This window comes from Wenzhouxiangella sp. YN1 (genome assembly GCF_056324145.1).
Window position 1 is genome coordinate 19324 of record NZ_JBJNIO010000108.1, and the last position, 19851, is coordinate 39174.

At 64.8% G+C, this 19851-nt stretch carries 20 protein-coding genes and 1 riboswitch; of the genes, 13 read left to right on the forward strand and 7 right to left on the reverse strand.

Features of this window, described 5'->3' with window-relative positions:
• The first annotated feature begins 47 nt into the window (after nucleotides 1–47).
• The 4 genes from ACEWQZ_RS02435 (at nucleotide 48) to ACEWQZ_RS02450 (ending at nucleotide 3051) form a co-directional block, all read left to right on the forward strand.
• On the forward strand, nucleotides 48–590 hold the full coding sequence (locus ACEWQZ_RS02435; protein ID WP_476481483.1) for a DUF5610 domain-containing protein: 543 nt from the start codon (nucleotides 48–50) through the stop codon (nucleotides 588–590).
• Between the two features lie 76 nt (nucleotides 591–666).
• A riboswitch (TPP riboswitch) is annotated at nucleotides 667–765 on the forward strand.
• Nucleotides 755–1555 carry a hydroxyethylthiazole kinase gene (thiM, locus tag ACEWQZ_RS02440; RefSeq protein WP_476481484.1) on the forward strand — a complete coding sequence of 267 codons (801 nt, stop codon included), beginning with the start codon at nucleotides 755–757 and terminating at the stop codon, nucleotides 1553–1555. It overlaps the preceding riboswitch by 11 nt.
• Nucleotides 1556–1573: 18 nt before the next feature.
• Nucleotides 1574–2383, forward strand: a complete 810-nt coding sequence (gene thiD / locus ACEWQZ_RS02445) for a bifunctional hydroxymethylpyrimidine kinase/phosphomethylpyrimidine kinase (protein WP_476481485.1) — start codon at nucleotides 1574–1576, stop codon at nucleotides 2381–2383.
• Nucleotides 2384–2385: 2 nt separating this feature from the next.
• Nucleotides 2386–3051 (forward strand): TenA family protein, encoded by a 666-nt coding sequence (locus tag ACEWQZ_RS02450; protein WP_476481486.1) that lies wholly within the window; start codon nucleotides 2386–2388, stop codon nucleotides 3049–3051.
• Nucleotides 3052–3074: 23 nt separating this feature from the next.
• On the opposite strand, the gene ACEWQZ_RS02455 is transcribed toward ACEWQZ_RS02450, so the two are convergent.
• The 3 genes from ACEWQZ_RS02455 to ACEWQZ_RS02465 are packed head-to-tail and all read right to left on the reverse strand — an operon-like array spanning nucleotide 3075 to nucleotide 5163.
• Nucleotides 3075–3518, reverse strand: coding sequence for an iron-sulfur cluster assembly scaffold protein (locus ACEWQZ_RS02455; protein ID WP_476481487.1), 444 nt, complete (start codon nucleotides 3516–3518; stop codon nucleotides 3075–3077).
• 14 nt (nucleotides 3519–3532) lie between these two features.
• Nucleotides 3533–3973, reverse strand: a complete 441-nt coding sequence (locus tag ACEWQZ_RS02460) for a helical membrane plugin domain-containing protein (RefSeq protein ID WP_476481488.1) — start codon at nucleotides 3971–3973, stop codon at nucleotides 3533–3535.
• Complete coding sequence (locus tag ACEWQZ_RS02465) at nucleotides 3973–5163, reverse strand: NAD(P)/FAD-dependent oxidoreductase (protein ID WP_476481489.1); 1191 nt, start codon at nucleotides 5161–5163, stop codon at nucleotides 3973–3975. The genes ACEWQZ_RS02460 and ACEWQZ_RS02465 overlap by 1 nt, the downstream gene beginning before the upstream one ends.
• A 301-nt stretch (nucleotides 5164–5464) precedes the next feature.
• Between ACEWQZ_RS02465 and ACEWQZ_RS02470 the strand changes: the two genes are divergently transcribed.
• Nucleotides 5465–5917, forward strand: a complete 453-nt coding sequence (locus ACEWQZ_RS02470; RefSeq protein WP_476481490.1) for a hypothetical protein — start codon at nucleotides 5465–5467, stop codon at nucleotides 5915–5917.
• A gap of 10 nt (nucleotides 5918–5927) precedes the next feature.
• Here the strand turns inward: ACEWQZ_RS02470 and ACEWQZ_RS02475 are convergent, their stop codons facing one another.
• Together ACEWQZ_RS02475 and ACEWQZ_RS02480 are read right to left on the reverse strand one after the other, a co-directional pair.
• Nucleotides 5928–6512 carry a DUF488 domain-containing protein gene (locus ACEWQZ_RS02475; protein WP_476481491.1) on the reverse strand — a complete coding sequence of 195 codons (585 nt, stop codon included), beginning with the start codon at nucleotides 6510–6512 and terminating at the stop codon, nucleotides 5928–5930.
• Complete coding sequence (locus ACEWQZ_RS02480; RefSeq protein WP_476481492.1) at nucleotides 6509–8965, reverse strand: alpha/beta hydrolase family protein; 2457 nt, start codon at nucleotides 8963–8965, stop codon at nucleotides 6509–6511. Before ACEWQZ_RS02480 ends, ACEWQZ_RS02475 begins: the two co-directional genes overlap by 4 nt.
• A 307-nt stretch (nucleotides 8966–9272) precedes the next feature.
• On the opposite strand from ACEWQZ_RS02480, the gene gdhA reads away from it, so the two are divergent.
• Complete coding sequence (gene gdhA / locus ACEWQZ_RS02485) at nucleotides 9273–10619, forward strand: NADP-specific glutamate dehydrogenase (RefSeq protein ID WP_476481493.1); 1347 nt, start codon at nucleotides 9273–9275, stop codon at nucleotides 10617–10619.
• Between the two features lie 124 nt (nucleotides 10620–10743).
• A complete protein-coding gene (locus tag ACEWQZ_RS02490) occupies nucleotides 10744–14148 on the forward strand; it encodes a bifunctional diguanylate cyclase/phosphodiesterase (RefSeq protein ID WP_476481494.1) in 3405 nt (1134 codons plus the stop codon).
• Nucleotides 14149–14152: 4 nt separating this feature from the next.
• Here ACEWQZ_RS02490 and ACEWQZ_RS02495 read toward each other — a convergent pair whose 3' ends face one another.
• A complete protein-coding gene (locus ACEWQZ_RS02495) occupies nucleotides 14153–15190 on the reverse strand; it encodes a CDP-6-deoxy-delta-3,4-glucoseen reductase (protein WP_476481495.1) in 1038 nt (345 codons plus the stop codon).
• 156 nt (nucleotides 15191–15346) lie between these two features.
• Between ACEWQZ_RS02495 and ACEWQZ_RS02500 the strand changes: the two genes are divergently transcribed.
• Genes ACEWQZ_RS02500 through ACEWQZ_RS02510 form a run of 3 tightly spaced genes read left to right on the forward strand, consistent with a single transcriptional unit; the run spans nucleotide 15347 to nucleotide 17425 of the window.
• The gene (locus ACEWQZ_RS02500; protein ID WP_476481496.1) at nucleotides 15347–15658 is read left to right on the forward strand and encodes a putative signal transducing protein; all 312 of its coding nucleotides are present in this window, start codon (nucleotides 15347–15349) and stop codon (nucleotides 15656–15658) included.
• Entirely contained in the window at nucleotides 15655–16440 is a 786-nt protein-coding gene (locus ACEWQZ_RS02505; RefSeq protein ID WP_476481497.1) for a lysophospholipid acyltransferase family protein, read from the forward strand. The genes ACEWQZ_RS02500 and ACEWQZ_RS02505 overlap by 4 nt, the downstream gene beginning before the upstream one ends.
• 49 nt (nucleotides 16441–16489) lie before the next feature.
• Complete coding sequence (locus tag ACEWQZ_RS02510) at nucleotides 16490–17425, forward strand: YheT family hydrolase (RefSeq protein ID WP_476481498.1); 936 nt, start codon at nucleotides 16490–16492, stop codon at nucleotides 17423–17425.
• Between the two features lie 35 nt (nucleotides 17426–17460).
• Here the strand turns inward: ACEWQZ_RS02510 and coq7 are convergent, their stop codons facing one another.
• Nucleotides 17461–18099 (reverse strand): 2-polyprenyl-3-methyl-6-methoxy-1,4-benzoquinone monooxygenase, encoded by a 639-nt coding sequence (gene coq7, locus ACEWQZ_RS02515; RefSeq protein WP_476481499.1) that lies wholly within the window; start codon nucleotides 18097–18099, stop codon nucleotides 17461–17463.
• 193 nt (nucleotides 18100–18292) lie between these two features.
• Here coq7 and ACEWQZ_RS02520 point away from each other — a divergent pair, with 193 nt between their 5' ends.
• The 3 genes from ACEWQZ_RS02520 (at nucleotide 18293) to rplM (ending at nucleotide 19839) form a co-directional block, all read left to right on the forward strand.
• Nucleotides 18293–18988 carry a DUF481 domain-containing protein gene (locus tag ACEWQZ_RS02520; protein ID WP_476481500.1) on the forward strand — a complete coding sequence of 232 codons (696 nt, stop codon included), beginning with the start codon at nucleotides 18293–18295 and terminating at the stop codon, nucleotides 18986–18988.
• Nucleotides 18985–19323, forward strand: coding sequence for a (2Fe-2S) ferredoxin domain-containing protein (locus ACEWQZ_RS02525; protein ID WP_476481501.1), 339 nt, complete (start codon nucleotides 18985–18987; stop codon nucleotides 19321–19323). Before ACEWQZ_RS02520 ends, ACEWQZ_RS02525 begins: the two co-directional genes overlap by 4 nt.
• Before the next feature lie 87 nt (nucleotides 19324–19410).
• Nucleotides 19411–19839: a 50S ribosomal protein L13 gene (rplM, locus tag ACEWQZ_RS02530; RefSeq protein WP_476481502.1), complete on the forward strand. Its 429-nt coding sequence runs from the start codon at nucleotides 19411–19413 to the stop codon at nucleotides 19837–19839.
• Nucleotides 19840–19851: the final 12 nt, after the last annotated feature.

The following is a 19851-nucleotide window of genomic DNA, read 5'->3' on the forward strand; positions in this document are numbered from 1 at the left end:
GCTTGCCGCCGCTACAGCGGGCTGGAATCCCTGCCGGAGACATCGCCATGAAAATACCAGCCTTCAGCAAAGCATCGCCCACCGGGGCGCAGCCCAAGGGGGGGCAGCCGGGTCGTGGCGGGGTCAACACCCCGTTCGGCAAGGGCGTGGCCGGCTCAGCGCAGGCAGCGCGTCTGAGCTCGGGTGACAATCCGCTCGCGCTGACCTACAGGACGGCTCTGGGAAGCCTCAACGACGTGCTCGCGCCGGAACTGGGGCCGAACGCCATTCAGCAGGCCTACGACTCCGGGCTGGACGTTTCGCCGGAGGCAACCGCCAAGCGTATCGTCTCCCAGAGCACGGGGTTTTTTCAGGCCTATCAGAAACAGCATCCGGACAAGGATGCGGCAACCGCCGCAAAGGACTTTGTCGAGCTGATCGGCCAGGGGATCGAGCGCGGATTTGCCGAGGCCCGCGAGATCCTCAGCGGCCTCGATGTGCTTCAGGGCGAGGTGGCCGCCAATATCGACAGGACTCATGATCTTGTGCAGGAAGGTCTGAAGAGCTTTCTGGACAGTGCCTTGAGCGCTTCCGCGGAGGCCTCGGCGTGACGCTGCGGCCGTGCCGGCGGTTTTTCCATCCGGAGTGACCCACCGCGAGCCGATCTGTTAAGCTGTTCGCAGTAATTGATGTGACTTGGGGTGCCGACCTGATCGTCGGCTGAGATTACACCCATTGAACCTGCTCTAGTTCGCACTAGCGAAGGGATAGTCCAGTGACATTATCGCCCTCCGATATCGATGCTCGGCTGACGGCCGTGCGTGATGCCTCGCCTCTGGTGCAGTGCATTGCCAATGCGGTCGTCTTGAATCATCTCGCCAATACCCTGCTTGCTCTGGGTTGTGCCCCGGCGATGGTGGACATTCCCGAAGAGGCCGGTGCTTTCGCCCGCACGGCTGCTGCCCTGCTGATCAATCTCGGCACGCCCTATGCCGAGCCGCGCGCCGCCGCGCTGGAGGCGGTGGCCTCGGCCACCGACGCCGGCGTTCCCTGGGTGCTGGACCCGGTGGCGGTTGGCAGTCTGCCGGTAAGAACCCGCCTGGCGCGTGAGCTGTTGCGGCATCAACCTGCCGTCATTCGCGGCAACCCCTCTGAAGTCATGGCGCTGGCCGGCAGCGGCCGCGGCGGGCGCGGAACCGACACCCTGGCCACTGCCGACGATGCCCGGCAAGCTGCGCAGGATCTGGCGCAGCGCCATCAGGCCGTGGTGGCTGTCTCCGGCGAAACCGACCTGGTAACCGACGGCGTGACCGATCTCCGCGTGCGCAACGGTCACCCGTGGCTGACCCGCATCACCGGCGGCGGCTGTGCCCTGGGCGCGACCGTTGCGGCCTTTGTCGCCCTGGATTCCAGCCAGCCGTTCAAGGCAGTCGCGGCTGCCGTCGCCGCCTATGCCATTGCCGCCGAACAAGCGGCCGCGCATGCGGCCGGCCCGGGCAGCTTCAAGCCGGCTTTTGTGGACGCCTTGCACAATCTGGATCAGGCCACGATTGCAGCGCGTCTGAATATGTCCTGACCAAGGAGGTAGTCCGACGTGAAACGAATCTTGAGCATTGCCGGCACCGACCCCACCGGTGGTGCCGGCGTTCAAGCCGACCTGAAATCCATAGCCGCGCTGGGTGGCTACGGCATGTGCGTGGTCACCGCGCTGGTGGCCCAGAACACCCACGGCGTGCGTCGCATCCATACGCCGCCCACCGACTTTCTGCGCGCGCAGCTCGAGGCGGTCAGCGACGATGTGACCATCGACGCGGTCAAGATCGGCATGCTCGGCAATGCAGCCACGATCACGGAAGTGCGGCGCTGGCTGCAGGCCGTCAGGCCGCCGGTGGTCGTCCTCGATCCGGTCATGGTGGCCACCAGTGGCGATCGCCTGCTGGAGCAGCGGGCCGAAGACGCCGTGCGCGAGCTGCTGAACCAGGCCGACATGGTGACGCCCAATCTGTCCGAGCTTGCGCTGCTGGTCGACGAACCCGTGGCCGCCGGCTGGGAAGACGCGCTGGCGCAGGGCCAGCGCTTGATGGCGCGACACCACACCGGCGTGATCGTCAAGGGCGGGCATCTGGCGGGCCAGTCCTGTCCCGATGCCCTGCTGCTGCCGGGGGCGGACCCGGTGGAGTTGGCCACGCCGCGAATCGAGACCCGCAACACCCACGGCACCGGCTGTTCACTGTCATCAGGGCTGGCGACATTGCGGGCCCGAAGCGGTGACTGGGCCGTGGCATTCGAGCAGACCAAACACTGGCTGCAGGGCGCGCTGGCGCATGCCGACGAGCTGGAAGTCGGCAGCGGCCACGGCCCGATTCATCATTTTCACTCACTTTACGCAAAGGCAGGAATATGAACATGACGCAAAGCGCTGGCGCCACAAACCCGACCGGGCTCGAGCCCGCCGGGCCCCATACCGCCAAGCTGTGGGCGGATGCCGCCGAAATGAACGCTGAAATTGCCCGGCTGGATTTCATTCAGGGCCTGGGTGAGGGCACGCTCCCAAAGACCGTGTTTGATTACTATCTGGCCCAGGATGCGGCCTACCTGCGGCAGTACTCGCGCGCGCTTGCCCGCGCCAGCCAGCTGGCCACGACCCGGCGGGCGCAAGCCTTCTGGGCACAGGCGGCAAACGATGCCATCGTTGCCGAAATGGAGCTGCACGACGGCTTTCTGGCGACGGATGCAGCCATCGAAATCGACGATACCACCCGTGCCTACACCAACCACCTTCTGGCGGTGGCAGGCACCGGCAGCTACGCTGAAGTGGCCGCCGCCGTGCTGCCCTGTTTCTGGGTTTATCTGGATGTGGGCCTGCGACTGTATCAGCAGCGCGGCCCTGATCACCCCTACGGTGCCTGGCTGGATACCTATGCCGACCAGAGTTTCGCCGACGGCACTGTCGCGGCGATTGCCGCCACCGAGGACGCGCTCGCCGCGGCGTCACAGCATGAATACGAAGCCGCCACCGATGCCTTTCACTACGCGGTGAAAATGGAGCGCGACTTCTTCAACCGCAGCTGAGCGCAATCCGGCCGCAGCGAGGGTTACGCTGCGGCCAGCTCACTGAAAGCTTCAGCCGCCGTCTCGAAAGGCAGCAGTACGGAGTTGTGGCGAGCCGGGAAGGGGATGGCGGCCGCGAGGATTTCAAGGCTTTGCCAGTGGGCATCGAACTCGGCCGGCTTGCCGGCGAGCAGGTCGGCCAGGGCGGTATGCGCCCGGGCCACCTGATCGGCGTTCTGGCCCGGCCCGGCGTCGACGAGGATGGCTGTTGCTGCCATGCCCAGGCTGCAGGCGCGGGCGCGATAGCCGACGCGCTCGATGCGCTCGCCGTCGAAGTCGAAGTCGAGTGTGACCATGCTGCCGCAGATCTTGCTGCGCCGGGTCACGCTGATCTGCGGCGCCTCAATGCGGCGGTCGGCGCGCACTCGCGCCGACAGCTCGCGTATCTTGCGCTGGTAGAGCGCGGCAACTTCTTCGTCGGTCGCCATGGTTTGTCGGCGGCTCAGTCGGGACGCATCTGGCGGCCGAAGACGGCCGCAAAGCGCAGCAGAAAGTGCAGCCCGCGCCGCACGTCCTCGTCCTTGGCCGCACGCAGCAGGCCCAGGCGCGAGGGCGGTTCGGCTTGTGAAACCTCGTTGGCAGCATAGCGCGCGGCGTTGCCGGTAGCCCACAGTCCGCTGACGAGATTCTCGTAATTGGCCGCCAGCTTGTTGACCATCTCCTCGTCGGCCAGATCGACCATGTCCGAGGTCCACGAAAGCAGGTCGACCACGTTGTGCAGGCGCCGGCCCTGGAGCAGCGGAGCGAGCTTTTCAACCAGCTCGTTCAGCCCTTCCTGGGTGGCGGCATCAAGTGCGGGTGCCTGCGCCTGGCCGTTGGTACCGGCTGCGGCTGTTTGCTGCCCGCTGTCGGCATGCTTGTCCATATCGCTCTTGTCGTTCATTAAACCATCCCTCGGGCCACTGCCCAGTAGACACCGCGGTTGAAAGCCTTGCGCGAGAGCCCGCCAAGCTTGGTCGGCGGGGTCGGCTGAACATCGATGTCGTAGTCGTACCAAAGCGGCATGCCTGCCTCGAGGCCCATCTGGGCGATGGCCTGCACGCGGCCGTCGTAGCTGGCAATGTTGCGGCCGTAGCGCAGGTCGCCGGCGATGTTGTCGGCAATGACCGGGCTCTGGTTGTGGCATGAGCCGCCGGCCTTGCTGATCGGCAGGTCGACGGTGTCGCCCATCACAAAGGCATTGTCGAAACCCTCCAGCTGCATGGTTTCGCGGTTGGTCGGCAGCCAGCCTTCGTTGTTGGGCGCTTCGGAGATGCCGCTGTCGAGCACCGCGTCGACGGCGCGAATCGGCGGCGTGGCCATGAGCAGGTCGAAGTTCTCTTCTTCGCCTTCCTCGGAAATGGCCACCTTGCGGTCCGGGTCAACCTTGGCAAGCGTGAAGCCGCGCTTGTAGCGGATGTCCTTGGAGTCGAAGATGTCCGGCAGGACATTGCCGGTGGGTTCCTGCAAAAACAGGCAGTTGCGCACCAGCTGGGCGATGGTCGGGTAGGTGTAGACGATCTCGACCTGGTCGCGTACGCCCTTGCGGCGCATGTATTCATCGACCATGAAGGTGGTCTCCATCGGCGCGATGCCGCACTGATGGGGCACGTTGGGCGTGGTCGGGAAGTTGACCGTGATGAAGATGCGGCCCTTCTCGAAGTCGCGCAGCTTGTTGGCGAGCTGGCGCGCCGGGTCGTGCTGATAGAAATGATCGCCGGCTTCCTTCAGGCCCTCGATGCGTTCAGGCGAGGGAATGCAGCCGGTAGAGACGACAATGTAGTCGTAGTCGACACGCTTGCCGGATCGGGTCTTGACGCACGAGCCCTTGAAGTCGAACTCGGTTACCTTGTCGAGGGTGAAATCGACTTCCGGGCGCAGCAGCGAGCGCTGCTTGCGCCGCAGCTCGTCCTTGAACATCATGTCAAAGGCGACGTACATGAACGCCGGCTTGTAGTAGTGCCAGGGAGAGTCGGAAATCATCGACACGGTGACTTCCCCGCGCGATACTTCCGGATAGAGTTTTGCAACCAGGTTGTTGGCCGTCATCGTGCCACCGATGCCGCCGCCGACAACCAGAATGTGCTTGGTCATGGTCAAACTTCCTTTCGGGACAAGCCCGCGACTGCCGGCCACTACGCCGCCCTTTGCTTATATGCGTACATTCGGATTGACCGTAGCACAGCCGGTGAGTTCAGGCAAAAAAGGCAGGCAACCGGGCGAGCGTGACCCCCATCACGGATGCTGCGTGTGTTCAGTGATGACCAGCTCCAGGGCAAAGGCGGGTGTCGACACTGGGTCTGCCAAGTATGTGAGCCGCGCTTGCATTAGGATGTTTCAGACACCACTCACCGGCGGGTTATCCGCTCGCCTCCAACGATTCAGGAGCCCGTCGATGACGCATCCATTGTCCATCGCACGCATTCTCATCTTCGCCGCCGCTGTGGCCATGGCCGGCTGCGGCAACGCGCAGCAATCCGATCCGTCATCAGGCGGGGAAGTCCCCGGCCTGCTCGAAGTCCCGGCGGACCCGTCTGCAGCACAGCCCGGCGCGTCATTGATGCGCGACGCCCACAGCAGCATGGCCAGAGCGAAGGGCAAGATGTCGGTCTACATCGGCCTGATCGAGGACAAGGGCAGTGACGCAATGAAAAGCGAGGCGGCCGAACTCGACCAGCAGTTCAAGGCCGGGATGGACACCGCGCGCGAGCTGGCGCTGAAGATGGCCAGGGCCGAGGGTGAGGGCCTGGCGGATCTCGTGGCGCGCTACAACCGCAACTGGAAAGGCCTGCAAAAAGCGATGGCTCGTGCCGAGACGCTGCAGATGCAGGCGCTTGGCGCGGGTTGATCAGCGACCTTCAGCCTTTCTCAGCGCCCGCCGGATAGACGACGCGGCCGTTTGCAACGACGGCGCCGTCAGTCATCTTCGCCGGCTCGATGCGATCGCGGCCCATCAGGTGGTACACGCGCTCGCCGCCGGCCAGCAGGTGGTCGCTGATGATGCGTCGGTGGCAGCGCCACCACACCGCCTCAGCGCACATCAGCGCGCAGGTCTTGCGTGAACCCAGGTCGATGAGCTGCTCGAGCGCGGTCTGAAAATCTTCGCTCAGGGCATGGTCGGCATAGTTGTGAAAACTGCGGTTGCGCCAGTAGCCGTTGACCGCCTCGTCGACCTCCCGGCTCTTGCCGCGCAGGCCGCCGAGGGCGGGCATATGCGTCGCCTCGATATCCCAGGGAGCCAGTTTTTCGGGCAGAACCTCGAGGTTGTAGTCGGGGTTGGTGCGCGATCGCGGCACGCTGCGCACGTCGACAAGCTGCTCGATTCCGGCCTGGCCGAGCAGCTCGGCGAATTCGCCGATCGAACGGGTTGAATGGCCCACCGTGTAGAAGGCCCGGTTCGCCGAGCCCGCCGTCGACTCGCCGGCCGGTCCGTCGCTCGTCACGGCGCCGCGGCTGCGTTCGCGTTCTTGACGTGCTGGTCGAACCATTCCAGCTGTTCCCACAATACGTGCTCGATGCTTTCCCGGGCACGGTAGCCGTGGTCCTCGAACGGCAGAAGAACCAGCCGCGCGGTGCCGCCCGATCCGCGTACCGCTTCGAAGAAGACTTCACTCTGGTAAGTGAGCGTGCCGGGGTTGGAGTCGTCCTTGCCGTGGATGACGAGCACCGGCTCGTCGACCTGGTCGGCGTAGAAGGTGGGTGAAAGCCGGATATAGGCGTCGCGGGCCTCGAACAGCGTGCGCCGCTCGGACTGGAAGCCGAAGGGCTGGTTGGTCTTGTTGTACGAGCCGCTGCGCGCAATGCCGGCCCGGAACAGATCGGTGTGCGCGAGCAGGTTGGCTACCATCAGGCCGCCGTGGCTGTGGCCGATCACGCCGATGCGCTCGGGGTCGGCGATGCCCATGTCGACCGCCTTGGCCACGGCCGCTTCGGCGTCGTTGACGAGCTGCTCGACAAAGCTGTCGTAGACGGTTTCCGGATCGCCGATCATGGGCATGGCAGTGTTGTCGAGCACGGCGTAGCCGCGCAGCAGGAAGTACAGGTGCGAGGCGCCCCAGAAGCGGCTGAAACGCCGGGTCGAACCGCGCACCTGGCCAGCGGTGGCGGCGTCGGAATACTCCTGCGGATAGGCATAGACCACGGTGGGCAGCCGCTCGCCTTGCTCGTAGCCCGGCGGCAGGTGCAAATGAAAGCTCAGCGGCACGCCGTCCTCGCGCTCGTAGCGCACGATCCGTTTCTCGATTTGTCGCAGTTGCGGCGTGGGGTCTTCGAATTCGGTGATTGCTCGGCGGCTGTGGCGCCAGTCGGGTTCGCCCTGGGCCGCGTCGACGCGTTCAGTGAGGGTGGCGAGGTGGTAGTTGGGTACTTCGGTGGGCGACTCCGAACGCACGATGAACTGCTCCTTGTCACCGGCGGCAAAGGACACGAAGACTTCGTAGCGATCGGGCGCGCTGCGAAACAGTCGCTCGGTCTCGCCGGTCTCGATATCGCGTCGATCGAGGAAGGGGCGGTCGCCTTCTTCGGTCGCGCCGCTGCCGCGAAAGTAGACGTTGTCGCCGTCTTGTTGCATCACCCAGTGCCCGCTGGGCAGCGGACGAAAGACCGGAGAGCCGGGATCACCATAGCGATCGCTGACATCGCGGTCGTACCACAGGCGCGAACGGCCTTCGTCGACATCGAGCAGCCACACGTACAGCCAGCGTTCCATCCGCTCGTACTGGGCGAGCATCAGGGTGCCGTCTTCCGCGCCCCAGCCGCTGCCCACGATGCGGTGCTCGGCGCGGAATGTTTCCTCGGCGTCGCTTTCGAAAGGCGCCTTGAGGCGCATCAGGCGATCGCGGTGCTCGACTTCGGCCATCGGGTCGCCGCCGTCGAGGGCCTCTACCCAGTAGAGCGTGTGCGGCGCGGTGGCCCGCCAGGTAAACCGGCGCGGCCCCTCGGCCACGCCGTGGGTGGGCACTTCATCGGCCAACGGCAGCGAGGCCACGGTGGCAACCTTTTCGCCGTTGTCGTCCCAAAGCTCGACTTCGCTGGCGAAGCGCCACCACGCGACTTCATGCGACCAGGGCTCGACGAGGTACTCGACCAGCAGGTAATCGCCCGACGGGGAGAAGCTGGCCGTGGCATACGCAGCCGGTTCGCCGATGACCTCGACGCGGCCTTCGTCGGGATCGACAATCGCCAGCTCGGAGCTCATGTAGTAGGCGAACAGCGCATCGTCGTGCGCGGTTTCGAGCAGGTTGCGCGCCTCGTAGGTCGAGCGCGCTTCGGCGCCTTCTCCTGCCAGTACCTCCGGCCCGGCCGGAATGGTCGGCGGCTCGGGCGCGGGCCCGCGATCGGGAATGCGGCGCACCAGCAGGCGTTTCTGGTCGGGCAGCCAGTCGACCGCCGAGCCCAGCAGCGGATTGAGCGCCAGCCCTTCGATCCGGGTCAGCTCGCCGTCCACCGAGCCGACCCACAGCCCCAGGTGATCGGCAAGCGTCGCGGTGATCGCAAAGCGCTCGCCGCTGGCGCTCCAGTCGACGCTGTGGACCTCTGCTTCGGCCGGCAGATCCAGGGGTGTGATCTGGCCGTCGGCCACCCGCACCAGGCGCGGCGATGTGCCGCCGCGGCGGCCGTGTACCGTGTTGAGCGCGGGGTTGACCCGAATGCCGGCAAGCTTGTGCATCGGCGCAGCCAGTTCGCTCAGGGAAGGGTAGACCACCGGATCAGTCAGGATCAGATGTTCGCCCGAAGGCGCGCTCATCACCCGCGGCAGCTGCGGCGCGTGCAGCACCTGCATGATGTCTGGCGGCGGCTGCTGCCATTGCGTCGCCGCGGCGCGGTCGGCAGCGGGCGCCGTGATGCCATGGGTAATAAGTGCTGCAAAAGTCAACACGCTTGCAAGACGTCTCATGTGCCTGCTCCCGATGTCTGATTGGTCTGGCCGGCTGGCTGCTTCGAGCGGCCGCTGCGGCAGGGATCTTCGGCTGCAAGGCTATCGCAGCGTTCGGGAAAAGGGAAACCGGGAGGATATCCGCGCCGCCTCGGTTGCGGTGTTGCACGGAATCAATGGCTGGCTTTTTTTCGGCCGGCTCGCGTCCGTATAATGCCAAGCAGGGACGATCCGCCCGCGGCGTCCGGCTTGATGTGTTTCATGCACGGTCGGGCGAGCCATGGCCGGGGACTTCGACGCCATTTTCGCCGCTTGAGCAAACAGATCAATGTCCATTACCAAATCGCTGCGTACGCTGCGCGACAACATCGTCAGCCGCAATCCCGCCGAGCCGGAGTTTCACCAGGCCGTCAACGAAGTCCTCGAGACCCTGGTGCCGGTGCTTGGCCAGCATCCCGAATACGCCGAGGCCAAGCTGCTCGAGCGCATCTGCGAGCCCGAACGCCAGATCATCTTCCGGGTGCCCTGGGTCGACGACAGCGGCGAGGTTCAGATCAACCGTGGTTTCCGGGTCGAGTTCAACTCTGCGCTCGGGCCTTACAAGGGCGGCCTGCGTTTTCATCCGACGGTCAACCTGGGCGTGGTCAAGTTCCTCGGCTTCGAGCAGGTGTTCAAGAACGCGCTCACCGGGCTGCCCATCGGCGGCGGCAAGGGCGGCTCGGACTTCGATCCCAAGGGGCGCTCGCAGGGCGAGGTCATGCGCTTTTGCCAGTCGTTCATGACCGAGCTCTACCGCCACATCGGCGAATACACCGACGTGCCCGCCGGCGACAGCGGCGTGGGCACGCGCGAGGTCGGCTATCTGTTCGGCCAGTACAAGCGCATCACCAATCGCTACGAGTCGGGCGTGCTCACCGGCAAGGGCCTGGCATGGGGCGGGGCGCGCGTGCGCACCGAGGCAACCGGCTACGGCACCGTCTTCTTCCTGCACGAAATGCTGGCCGCCCATGGGCACCGGCTTGAAGGTCTCGACGTGGTGGTGTCCGGTTCGGGCAACGTCGCGCTTTATGCCATGCAGAAGGTGGCCGAGCTCGGCGGCCGGGTGGTGGCCTGCTCCGATTCGGGCGGTTACGTCCACGACAGCGCCGGTATCGATTTTGCCCTGCTGCGCCAGGTCAAGGAAATCGAGCGCGGCCGCATCGATGAATACGCTCGGCGGCGCGGGGCGTCGGCGCGCCATGTCCGCGGCGCGTCGGTCTGGGAGGTGCCGTGTCAGGTGGCTCTGCCCTGTGCGACCCAGAACGAGCTTGACGACGAGGCTGCCCGCCGGCTGATAGCCGGCGGCGTGATCGCCGTGGCCGAAGGCGCCAACATGCCCTGCCGGCCCAGGGCGGTTCGCCTGTTTCGGGAGGCTGACGTGCTGTTTGCCCCCGGCAAGGCGGCCAACGCCGGCGGGGTGGCCACTAGCGCGCTGGAAATGCAGCAAAATGCCTCGCGTGACTCCTGGAGTTTTGGCTATACCGAGCAGCGCCTGCGCGAGATCATGAGCAACATCCACGGTGACTGCCACGAAGCTGCTGCCCAGTACGGACATCCCGGCGACTATGTGCTTGGCGCCAACATTGCCGGCTTCGATCGCGTGGCCGGGGCCATGCTGGCTCTGGGCGTGATCTGAGCCCCCGGGCTGCGGCGCCCTGGGGCTTCGCGCCGATGTTTTCGTGGCATGTGCCGCTCGTGGTACATTGAAATCAGATACATAGCGTCGACAGGGGGTTTCGTTGACGTATGATCCACGCTCAATGTCCGCGCCCGGCACCGTTGCGGTTGGCGCCATAGAAAACACCGAAAGCCTGGCCGATCGTGATCTGCAGGAGGTGCTGGATGCCGTTCCGGACGCCATGGTGGTGGTGGACGGGAACGGGTGCATCCGGCTGGTCAATCGCCAGGCCGAGAATCTTTTTGGTTACCGGCGCCGGGAGCTGCAGGGGCAAGCCCTGGAGGTGCTCGTTCCCGAGCACTCGGCCGCGAGCCACCGTGGCCAGCGGCGGGACTACTTCGCGCAGCCGACGGTGCGCCCGATGGGCGCCGACCTCGATCTGGAGGCGCGCCGCCGCGACGGCAGCCTGTTTCCGGTTGAGATCAGCCTCAGCCCGCTGTCGTCGGATGAAGGGACGCTGGTCGTCGCCGCCGTGCGCGATATCACCGAGCGGCGCCGCATTGCCGCTGAGCAGCGCTGGCAGGCGGAGTTTTCCAGCGGCATCATCAACAGCCTGCCCGGCATCTTTTATCTGATGGACAAATCCGGCCACATGCGCCAGTGGAACGCCAACCTGGAGGCGCTCACCGGTTATTCGTCTGCCGAGCTCGAAACCATGACGGTGTGGGACATTCTCGATCCGTCCGAGCATGGCAAGGCTGAAGAGGCCATGCGCGCCGTGTTTGATCAGGGCGAAGGGTTGCTCAAAGCGACTTTGCCGCTCAAGGACGGCAGCAGACGTGATTATCATTTTCAGGGCCGCCGTATCGTTCTGGGTGATGAAGAATTTCTGACGGGCCTCGGTGTCGACATGACCGATGTCCTGCGCACCGAGGCGGCGCTGGATTATCTGTCGGGGCTGCAGCGCACGCTGGTGGAAGCCTCCAAGCGCTTCATCGCGCTCGACTCCGCTGATGTGGATGACGTGATTACCGATGTGTTGAGCCGCGTTGGCAGCTATTGCGGAGTGGATCGCAGCTATCTGTTTCGTTTCAAGGAAGGGCGCACGCTGATGGACAACACCCACGAGTGGTGTGCGCCAGGCATCAAGGCCGAGATCGACAGCCTGCAGAACCTGCCGCGGGGGACGGTGCCCAGGGTAGTGGAGTGCATGGAGCGGCGCGAGATCATGCACGTGCCGCGGGTGGCCGATCTGCCGCCCGACTGGGACAGCGACCGCGCCGTATTCGAGGCCGAGGATATTCAGTCTCTGGTGGTCGTGCCCATCGTCGTCAGCGATGAACTGCATGGTTTCGTGGGCTTCGATTCGGTGCGCCGCGAGCGCGCCTGGCGCGAGGAGGAGATCCGGCTGCTCGAGGTGCTGTCGGATCTGTTCGGTGCCGTGATCGAGCGCGAGCGCACGGCCCGCGCGCTGCGCGACAGCGAGACGCTGCGCACCCACGCCGAGCACATGGCGCATCTGGGCAGCTGGGAGCTGAACTTCGAGCAAGATGCTTTCTACCCCTCGGCAGAGTGGCGCCGGGTCACTGGCTGCCACCAGGATCCGCTCGGCCTGGACGCAGTTCTGGATCTGGTTCACCGCGATGACATCGATACTGTTCGCCGCCGGCTGCGCCTGGCGCGCGAGACTGGTGCACCATACGATGTGGAGCATCGCATCCAGCGTCAGGACGATGGTCAGCTGCGCTGGCTCAAGACCTATGCCGAGATCGAGGGCGCGCCGGGTAAAGCGCAGCGGATGAGCGGTTTCATCCAGGACATTACCGAACGCAAGCGCATCGAGGCGGCGATTGCCGAAAGCGAGGCAAAGTACCGCTCGGTAGTGGATCACATCCGCGAAGTGGTCTTTCAGGCCGACGGTGAGGGCTGCTGGACGTTTCTGAACCCGGCCTGGGAAGAGATCACCGGCTTTTCCGTGGATGAAAGCCTGGGCCGGCGCTACATCGACTTTGTGCACCCGCGCGACCGTCGCGGCAGCGAACGTGAGTTTCACCAGCTGATGGCGGGCCAGCGGTCCTCGGCACGCTCGGAGGTGCGTTATCTGACTCAGCGCAATGATTCCCGCTGGCTCGAGGTCAACGTCCGCGTCACCGTGGATGAACAAGGATGCATTAACGGCTGCGCCGGCACGCTACGTGATATTACCGAGCAGCGCGACGCCGAGCGAAAGATGCGCCATCTGGCGCATTACGACTCGATCACCGGTCTGCCCAATCGGATTCTGGCGCTGGACCGCCTGAACCAGTTGCTCAAGGCAGCCGACCGCCGGAACGAGCAGGTCGCGGTGCTGTTTCTGGATCTTGATCACTTCAAGAAGGCCAACGATACCCTCGGGCACGAAGCCGGTGACCAGCTTCTGCGAGAAGCTGCCTGGCGCCTGCTGGCAGACGTGCGTGATCACGACACCGTGGCGCGCTTCGGCGGCGACGAATTCCTGATCGTGGTCGGCGGCCTCGCCAACAGCGCAGCGGCCCAGCCGATTGTCGACAAGCTGCTCACGAGCTTTCGGCAGCCGTTTCATATTCAGGGCCGCGAGTTCATGCTCACCGCCAGCGTGGGCATTGCCATTGCACCCGGTGACGGCGTCACCTCCCAGGATTTGCTGCGCAACGCCGACATCGCCATGTATCAGTCCAAGGGAGAGGGCCGCAATACCTATCACTACTTCACCCGGGCGATGAACCGCAACGTGGAGCGACGCCAGAGCGTGGAAGAGCAGCTGCGCGGGGCGCTGGCCCGCGACGAGCTGTCGCTGGCCTTCCAGCCCATCATCGACCTGCGTCGCGGGGCCGTGGTCGGCGCCGAAGCACTGGCGCGCTGGCACAATCCGATCCTCGGAAAGGTACCGCCCGACGAGTTCATCGCCATCGCCGAGCAGACCGGTCAGATTGATGCCATCGGTCGGCATGTGCTCGAGCGCTCGCTCGAACAGGCCGCCCGCTGGCGCATCGAGCGCGACCCGGACTTCTGGGTGTCGGTCAACGTTTCGCCGCAGCAGTTTCGCGACCCGCAGCTGGTCTCCGTCGTAAAACAGGCTCTGTCCCGAAACGGTCTTCCGGGTTGCGCGTTGCAGGTCGAGATCACCGAAAGCGTGTTGCTCGACGAGCGGGGTCAGTCGGCCGCGGCCCTGGCCGAGCTCAAGCAGCTCGGCGCAAGCATCGCCATGGATGACTTTGGCACCGGTTATGCGTCGCTCAGCTATCTGCGCCACCTCCCCTTCGACATGCTCAAGATCGACCGCAGCTTTGTTGCTGATATTGCCGATGATCCCAAGGATGCCGAGCTGGTGATCGCGTCACTGTCGCTGGCCCGCAACCTCAGGCTGCGGGCCCTTGCCGAAGGCGTGGAAACCCGGGAGCAGCTCGAGCGGCTGCGCCAGCATGGCTGCGAGCTTGCCCAGGGCTACTTGTTGGCCAGGCCCCTTTCCGTTGAAGACTTTCAAAGCCTTCCTGACCATATCCGGCTCGATCAGCTGGACGGAGAATGAGCAATCAGCCCGCTGCCGGCGGCACGTCCGGGGCGAAGTCGAAAGAGTCGTAGAACAGCCGCTCTTCGGGCACGCCAGCGGCGAGAAAGGCCGGGCGTGCGGCGTGGATCATGGCCGGCGGGCCGGACATGTACACGTCCCATCCCGACAGGTCGGGGTGGTGGCGCAGAACGGCCTCGTGGACGAAACCGGTTTCGCCGCTCCAGCCCGCGTCGGGTTCGCTGACGACGGGGACGAAATTGAGCGCCGGGTGTTTCTCCTGCCAGCTGCCGATCAGCTCGGCGGCGTAGAGGTCGCCGGCGCTGCGCGTGCCCCAGAATAGCTCCAGCGGGCGATCATCGCCGGCGTACATCAATTCTTCGACCATGGCCTTGAGCGGCGCGATGCCGGTGCCGCCACCAACCAGAAGGGCCGGGCGCTCGGAGCTGCGGCGAAAGAAGAACGTGCCCAGCGGGCCCTCGAAGCGCAGAATTTCCTTGAGCTGCATGTCATTGAAGACATGGCCGGTAAAGCCGCCGCCGTCGACCTGCTTGACGTGCAGCTCGATGAACTCTTTTTCCGACGGCGGCGAGGCCAGCGAGAACGCGCGGCGCTTGCCGTCGGCCAGCAGGATGTCGATGTACTGGCCGGCGAGAAACTGCAGGCGCGCGGCGGCCGGGAGTTTCAGGCGCAGGCGCATGGTGTCGTCGGTAAACCGGTCCATGGTTTCCACACGCGCCGGCAGCAGCCGCACCGCAATGTCTTCAACCTGCTCGATTTCGCGCGCCTCGATCACCACATCACCCCGGGCCACGGCCTGGCAGCTGAGCATCTGACCGTCGTGCAGCTCGGCCTGTTCGAGTGCGGCCGGCGGGTTGTAGGGATAGCTGATCTCGCCCTCCACCAGGCGGCACTTGCAGCTGGCGCAGGTGCCGTTGCGGCAGGAATAGGGCAGCACAATGCCCTGGCGCAAGGCGGCCGTAAGAATGGTCTCATCGTCTTGTGCGCTGAATTCACGGCCGGTGGAGGCAATGCGGATATGAGCTTTTCGGGAACTGGACACTCGGCAAGTACGGCTGATGGGTAACAAACCCTACATCATGCCAGATTGCCACGGGAAAAGCGGCACAAAGCCTGTACGATAAGCGGGTATGTTCCTCCTGCTGCATCCGAACCGATCCGACGCGTCCGCCGGGATGCACCTGTTGTGAGTAACTGGGTGCAATTGACCACCGCCGCCGATCCGATCGAGGCAGGTTTTCTGCGCGGCCTGGTCGAGTCGGCGGGCATCGAGGTTCAGCTGCGCAGCATGGAGCTTTGGGGCGTCGCGGTCGAAATCTACTACTCGGAGGGAGCGCGGCCGTCACTGTGGGTGCGCAGAGCAGACCTCGAGCGCGCCCATCGAGTGCTGGCCGAGCGACATCAGACCGGTGCGGGCCCGCCCTGGGTCTGCCCGGGGTGTGGCGAGCATCTGGCCGGGCAGTTCACCAGCTGCTGGCGCTGCGGCCACGTGCGTGAGCTGCGGCAATGAGCGACCCGCTGCGTCAGCCGCCGCCGTTTCGCACGCCCTGGCGCCTGGCCTGGCGGCTGCCGCTGTTTGTGCTGCATGCGTGCATCGGCCTGCCGCTGACTCTGCTGTGCTTTCTGCCCGGCATCCACCGCATGCCCGTGGGCGGCATGCCGCTGAGAAAGCGCGCGCACCGCAGCTGGCAGCGCATCACGCTGCGCCTGTTCGGCGTGCGCCTGCGGGTCTCGGGCCGGTTCCCCGACGGGCCGGCGCTGATTGTTGCCAACCACATCAGCTGGCTGGATATCGTGGTGCTGCAAGCGCTGTGGCCGATGTGGCTGGTCGCCAAGTCGGAGATCCGCGCCTGGCCGCTGATCGGCTGGCTGGCACAGGCAGGCGGCACCCTGTTCATCGAGCGCGGTCAGCTCGACTCGCGCCAGAAGATCATTCGCCGCATGGCGGCGCTGATGCGCCTCGGCGATCGCGTGGGCGTTTTCCCCGAAGGCGGCATCCGCCCGGAGCGTGGCGTGGGGCGTTTCCACGCGCCGCTGTTTGCCCCGGCCATTCGCACGCGCCTGCCGGTGGTGCCGGTGACGATTCGTTATCAGCGCGAGCGCGATCTGCATGATGAATTCGTGTTCGGGCCGCACGAGAATTTTCTGCGCAACTTCTTCCGGCTGATGGCTGCCGCACCGCTGACCGGCCGGGTGGTGATCGGCGAGCCGATCATGGATTACGATAGCGGCCGTCGCCGGCTGGCTGAAAAGGCCGGCGCCGTGGTCAAGGATTGCTATGACAACGTCTGATTCATCCGCTGCTCCGTTTTTGCCGCGGGGGCTGCTGTCGAGCCCGCACGTGCAGTCGATTCTCACCTCGGGCCCGCTGCGGCGGCGCAAGGTGAGAAAACACGCCGGCGCGTATCTGGCCCGCTGCAGCGAGCGCGTCGTCACCGCTGCCGACGGCAGCCGCCTGCTGGGCTTTGCCAATCGCGCTCCCGCGAGCCGACGCGGCGCGCTGGTGATTCTGCTGCACGGCTGGGAAGGCAGTGTCGACTCCAACTACCTGCTGTCGAGCGCGGCAACGCTTGATCAGGCCGGTTTCGATACCTTTCGGCTCAATTTTCGCGACCACGGCGGCTCGCACCATCTCAATGAAGGCCTGTTTCACTCCTGTCTGCTTGAAGAAGTGCTCGACGTGGTCTCCATCGTGGCCGGCGAGTACGACGGCCCGGTTTTTCTGGCTGGTTTTTCTCTGGGCGGCAATTTTGCCCTGCGGATCGCCCGACACGCGTCTGCGCGCGGGCTCGAGCTGCAGCGCACGGTGGCCGTCAGCCCGGTGATCCGCCCGCAGCGCGTCCTGGATGCCATGGAGCAGGGTCTGCCGATCTACCAGCGCTATTTCGTACACAAATGGCGCCGATCGCTCAAATACAAGCAATCGCTCTTCCCCGAGCGCTACAGTCTGCAGCCCTGGTTCCGGCTGAAACGGGTGCGGGAACAGACCGAATGGCTGATCGAGCGCTACACCGACATGGCCGGCCTAGACGATTATCTCGAAGGCTATTCCGTGGCCGGTGACTACCTTGCCGGGCTGCAGTCACCGACCTTGATCATCACCGCCGCAGACGACCCGATCATTCCTGTCGATGATGTGCACGCGCTGCCGCAGTCGCCGGCGCTGGATGTGGAAGTGCTCGCGCACGGCGGCCACTGCGGGTTTCTGTGCAACTGGCGACTGGAGAGCTGGATCGAACAGCGCCTGCTGCGCGAATTGTCATTCCGGGCGGGCTGAGCGCACGCACGGGTCTTGAGTCAGCCGATCCCCCGTCAGATGCGGTAGGCCAGCGCTTTCATGACGCCTGCAGTCAGCGCCATCAGACGCTGCACCGGCGCGGGCAGAACATGAGCACCGCTGTCGAGAGCCATCTGTGCATGGCGCGCCTCGTCTTCTTTCATCTGCGCGACGATGGCGCGCGAGCGCTGGTCCTGTGGCGGCAGACGCTCGAGGTGCTCGCCGAGATGGGCTTCGACCTGGCGTTCGGTCGCCTCTACAAATCCCAGGCTCCAGGGATCGCCCGCCAGGCCGGCGCCGGCGCCGATCGCATGGGAGCCGACGTACCACAGGGGATTGAGCAGGCTGGGCCGGCTGCCCAGCTCGTCGAGCCGTTCGGCGCACCAGGCCAGGTGATCTTCTTCCTCGCGGGCGGCTTCGGCCATCTGTGCGCGGATTTCGTCGCTGCGGGCCGTCGCTGCCTGCCCGGCGTAAAGCGCCTGGGCGCAGACCTCGCCGGTGTGGTTGATGCGCATCAGGCCGGCGGCCAGGCGGCGTTCGGAGTCGTCGAGAGGCGCGTCGGGCAGATTCTTTGCCGGCGAAGGGTGGGTGGCGTCGGGTGGCGGGCCGAATGCGGCGCGCAGGCCGCCGTCCAGCTGGCTGAGAATACGGTCGAGAGTCGTGGGTTCGCGCATGGATATTGAATGGTCGGGAGCGGTTTGCATGGTTCGGGATGTTGCGTCCGGCTATTATACTTGCCGCCGTGCAGCCGGCTCGGCATGCACGAATCAGCCGCAAATCGAGGGAAACTTTGACGTGCCGATGATGTCATTGTCTGTCGAGCGCAGACCAAACAAGAACAAACTCCTTTATATGCAATCTTTCGCAATGATCCTGATGTGCGGCTGGCTGGTCTGCCCGGCTGACGCCGCCGAGTGGTCGGGCAAGGGCGAGTTCGGCCTCGTGATCGCCCGCGGCAACTCCGAAACCGAAACCCTCAACCTGGGGCTGAATTTCGAACGCAAGTCCGAAAAGTGGCGTAACCACCTGAGGCTGACAGCGCTGCGCGCTCAAGACGAGGGCCAGCTCAACGCGGAACGCTATACCCTGGGCTACAAGTCCGGTTACAACTTCAACGAAAAATCCTACCTGTTCGGCGCTCTGCGCTACGACCAGGACGAGTTTTCCAGCTACGACTATCAGGCCAGCCTGTCGATGGGTTATGGCCGCCAGATTCTCGATACCGAGACCCATGAGCTGGCGGCCGAGTTCGGCCCCGGTGTGCGCCGGGCCGAGCCGCAAGATCCGCAAGAGCCCACCGACACCAACGTGATCGGGCGTTTGTCGGCAAACTATGCCTGGAGCATCTCGGAGACGGCCGACCTGACCAATGACCTGCTGGTCGAGGCCGGCAGCAACAATACGTTTGCCGAAAACGAGCTGGCGCTGAACGTGACCATCAATACCCGTTTTGCTCTCAAGCTGTCGGGTGCCGTGCGGCATAATACCGAGGTGGACCCCGGCGTGAAAAAGACCGATACGCTGACCACGGCCAATCTCGTTTACAAGTTCGGCGAAAAGTGAGCTATTACAACCACCATCTGTTTTTCTGCACCAATGAGCGTCCCGAGGGCGCCAAACGACCCTCTTGCGGACGCTGTGGTTCAGCCCGGCTGCGCGCTTACGCCAAGTCCCGGCTCAAGGCACTGGGGCTGTCCGGCGCGGGTGCCGCGCGCGCCAACACCGCCGGCTGCCTTGACCGCTGCGAGGAAGGGCCCTGCCTCGTGGTCTACCCGGAGGGCGTGTGGTACACCTACATCGACGAGTCCGATCTCGACGAGATCATCGAATCCCATATCGTCGAGGGACGCCCCGTCAAGCGTTTGATGCTGCCCGCGCGGCTGCCGGTCGCAGAGTGATTGGCTATTGCAGCCCGCTTTCGCTTGCTGTAGAATCCCCGCTCTTTACTGCAACGTTCTCAATATTCTAGCGAGCGGACGGAATCCATGAAAACCTATAGCGCCAGGGCAGAAGACGTGCGCCGCCAGTGGCACCTGATCGACGCCGAAGGCAAAACGCTTGGCAGGCTGGCCACCGAAGTGGCCCGTCGTCTGCGCGGCAAGCACAAGCCGGAATACACTCCGCATGTGGACACCGGCGATTACATCGTTGTGGTCAATGCCGAGAAGATCCACGCCACCGGCCGCAAGATGACCGACAAGATCTACTATCACCACACCGGTTATGTCGGCCATATGCGGTCGATCACCCTTGAGAAACAGCTTGACAGGCGGCCCGAAAAGGTCATCGAGCTGGCGGTCAAGGGCATGATGCCGCGAGGCCCGCTGGGGCGCGCGATGTTCAAGAAGCTCAAGGTTTACGCCGGCACCGAGCATCCGCACGCCGCCCAGCAGCCCCAGCCGCTGGAACTGTAATCTTTTAGGACG

Coding starts and splice junctions, on each gene's coding strand:
- ACEWQZ_RS02490 (WP_476481494.1), top strand. CDS start 10,744: ATGTCCGCGCCCGGCACCGTTGCGGTTGGCGCCATAGAAAACACCGAA.
- ACEWQZ_RS02450 (WP_476481486.1), top strand. CDS start 2,386: ATGACGCAAAGCGCTGGCGCCACAAACCCGACCGGGCTCGAGCCCGCC.
- ACEWQZ_RS02435 (WP_476481483.1), top strand. CDS start 48: ATGAAAATACCAGCCTTCAGCAAAGCATCGCCCACCGGGGCGCAGCCC.
- gdhA (WP_476481493.1), top strand. CDS start 9,273: ATGTCCATTACCAAATCGCTGCGTACGCTGCGCGACAACATCGTCAGC.
- ACEWQZ_RS02480 (WP_476481492.1), bottom strand. CDS start 8,965: ATGAGACGTCTTGCAAGCGTGTTGACTTTTGCAGCACTTATTACCCAT.
- ACEWQZ_RS02455 (WP_476481487.1), bottom strand. CDS start 3,518: ATGGCGACCGACGAAGAAGTTGCCGCGCTCTACCAGCGCAAGATACGC.
- coq7 (WP_476481499.1), bottom strand. CDS start 18,099: ATGCGCGAACCCACGACTCTCGACCGTATTCTCAGCCAGCTGGACGGC.
- ACEWQZ_RS02465 (WP_476481489.1), bottom strand. CDS start 5,163: ATGACCAAGCACATTCTGGTTGTCGGCGGCGGCATCGGTGGCACGATG.
- ACEWQZ_RS02460 (WP_476481488.1), bottom strand. CDS start 3,973: ATGAACGACAAGAGCGATATGGACAAGCATGCCGACAGCGGGCAGCAA.
- ACEWQZ_RS02505 (WP_476481497.1), top strand. CDS start 15,655: ATGAGCGACCCGCTGCGTCAGCCGCCGCCGTTTCGCACGCCCTGGCGC.
- ACEWQZ_RS02520 (WP_476481500.1), top strand. CDS start 18,293: ATGATCCTGATGTGCGGCTGGCTGGTCTGCCCGGCTGACGCCGCCGAG.
- ACEWQZ_RS02470 (WP_476481490.1), top strand. CDS start 5,465: ATGACGCATCCATTGTCCATCGCACGCATTCTCATCTTCGCCGCCGCT.
- rplM (WP_476481502.1), top strand. CDS start 19,411: ATGAAAACCTATAGCGCCAGGGCAGAAGACGTGCGCCGCCAGTGGCAC.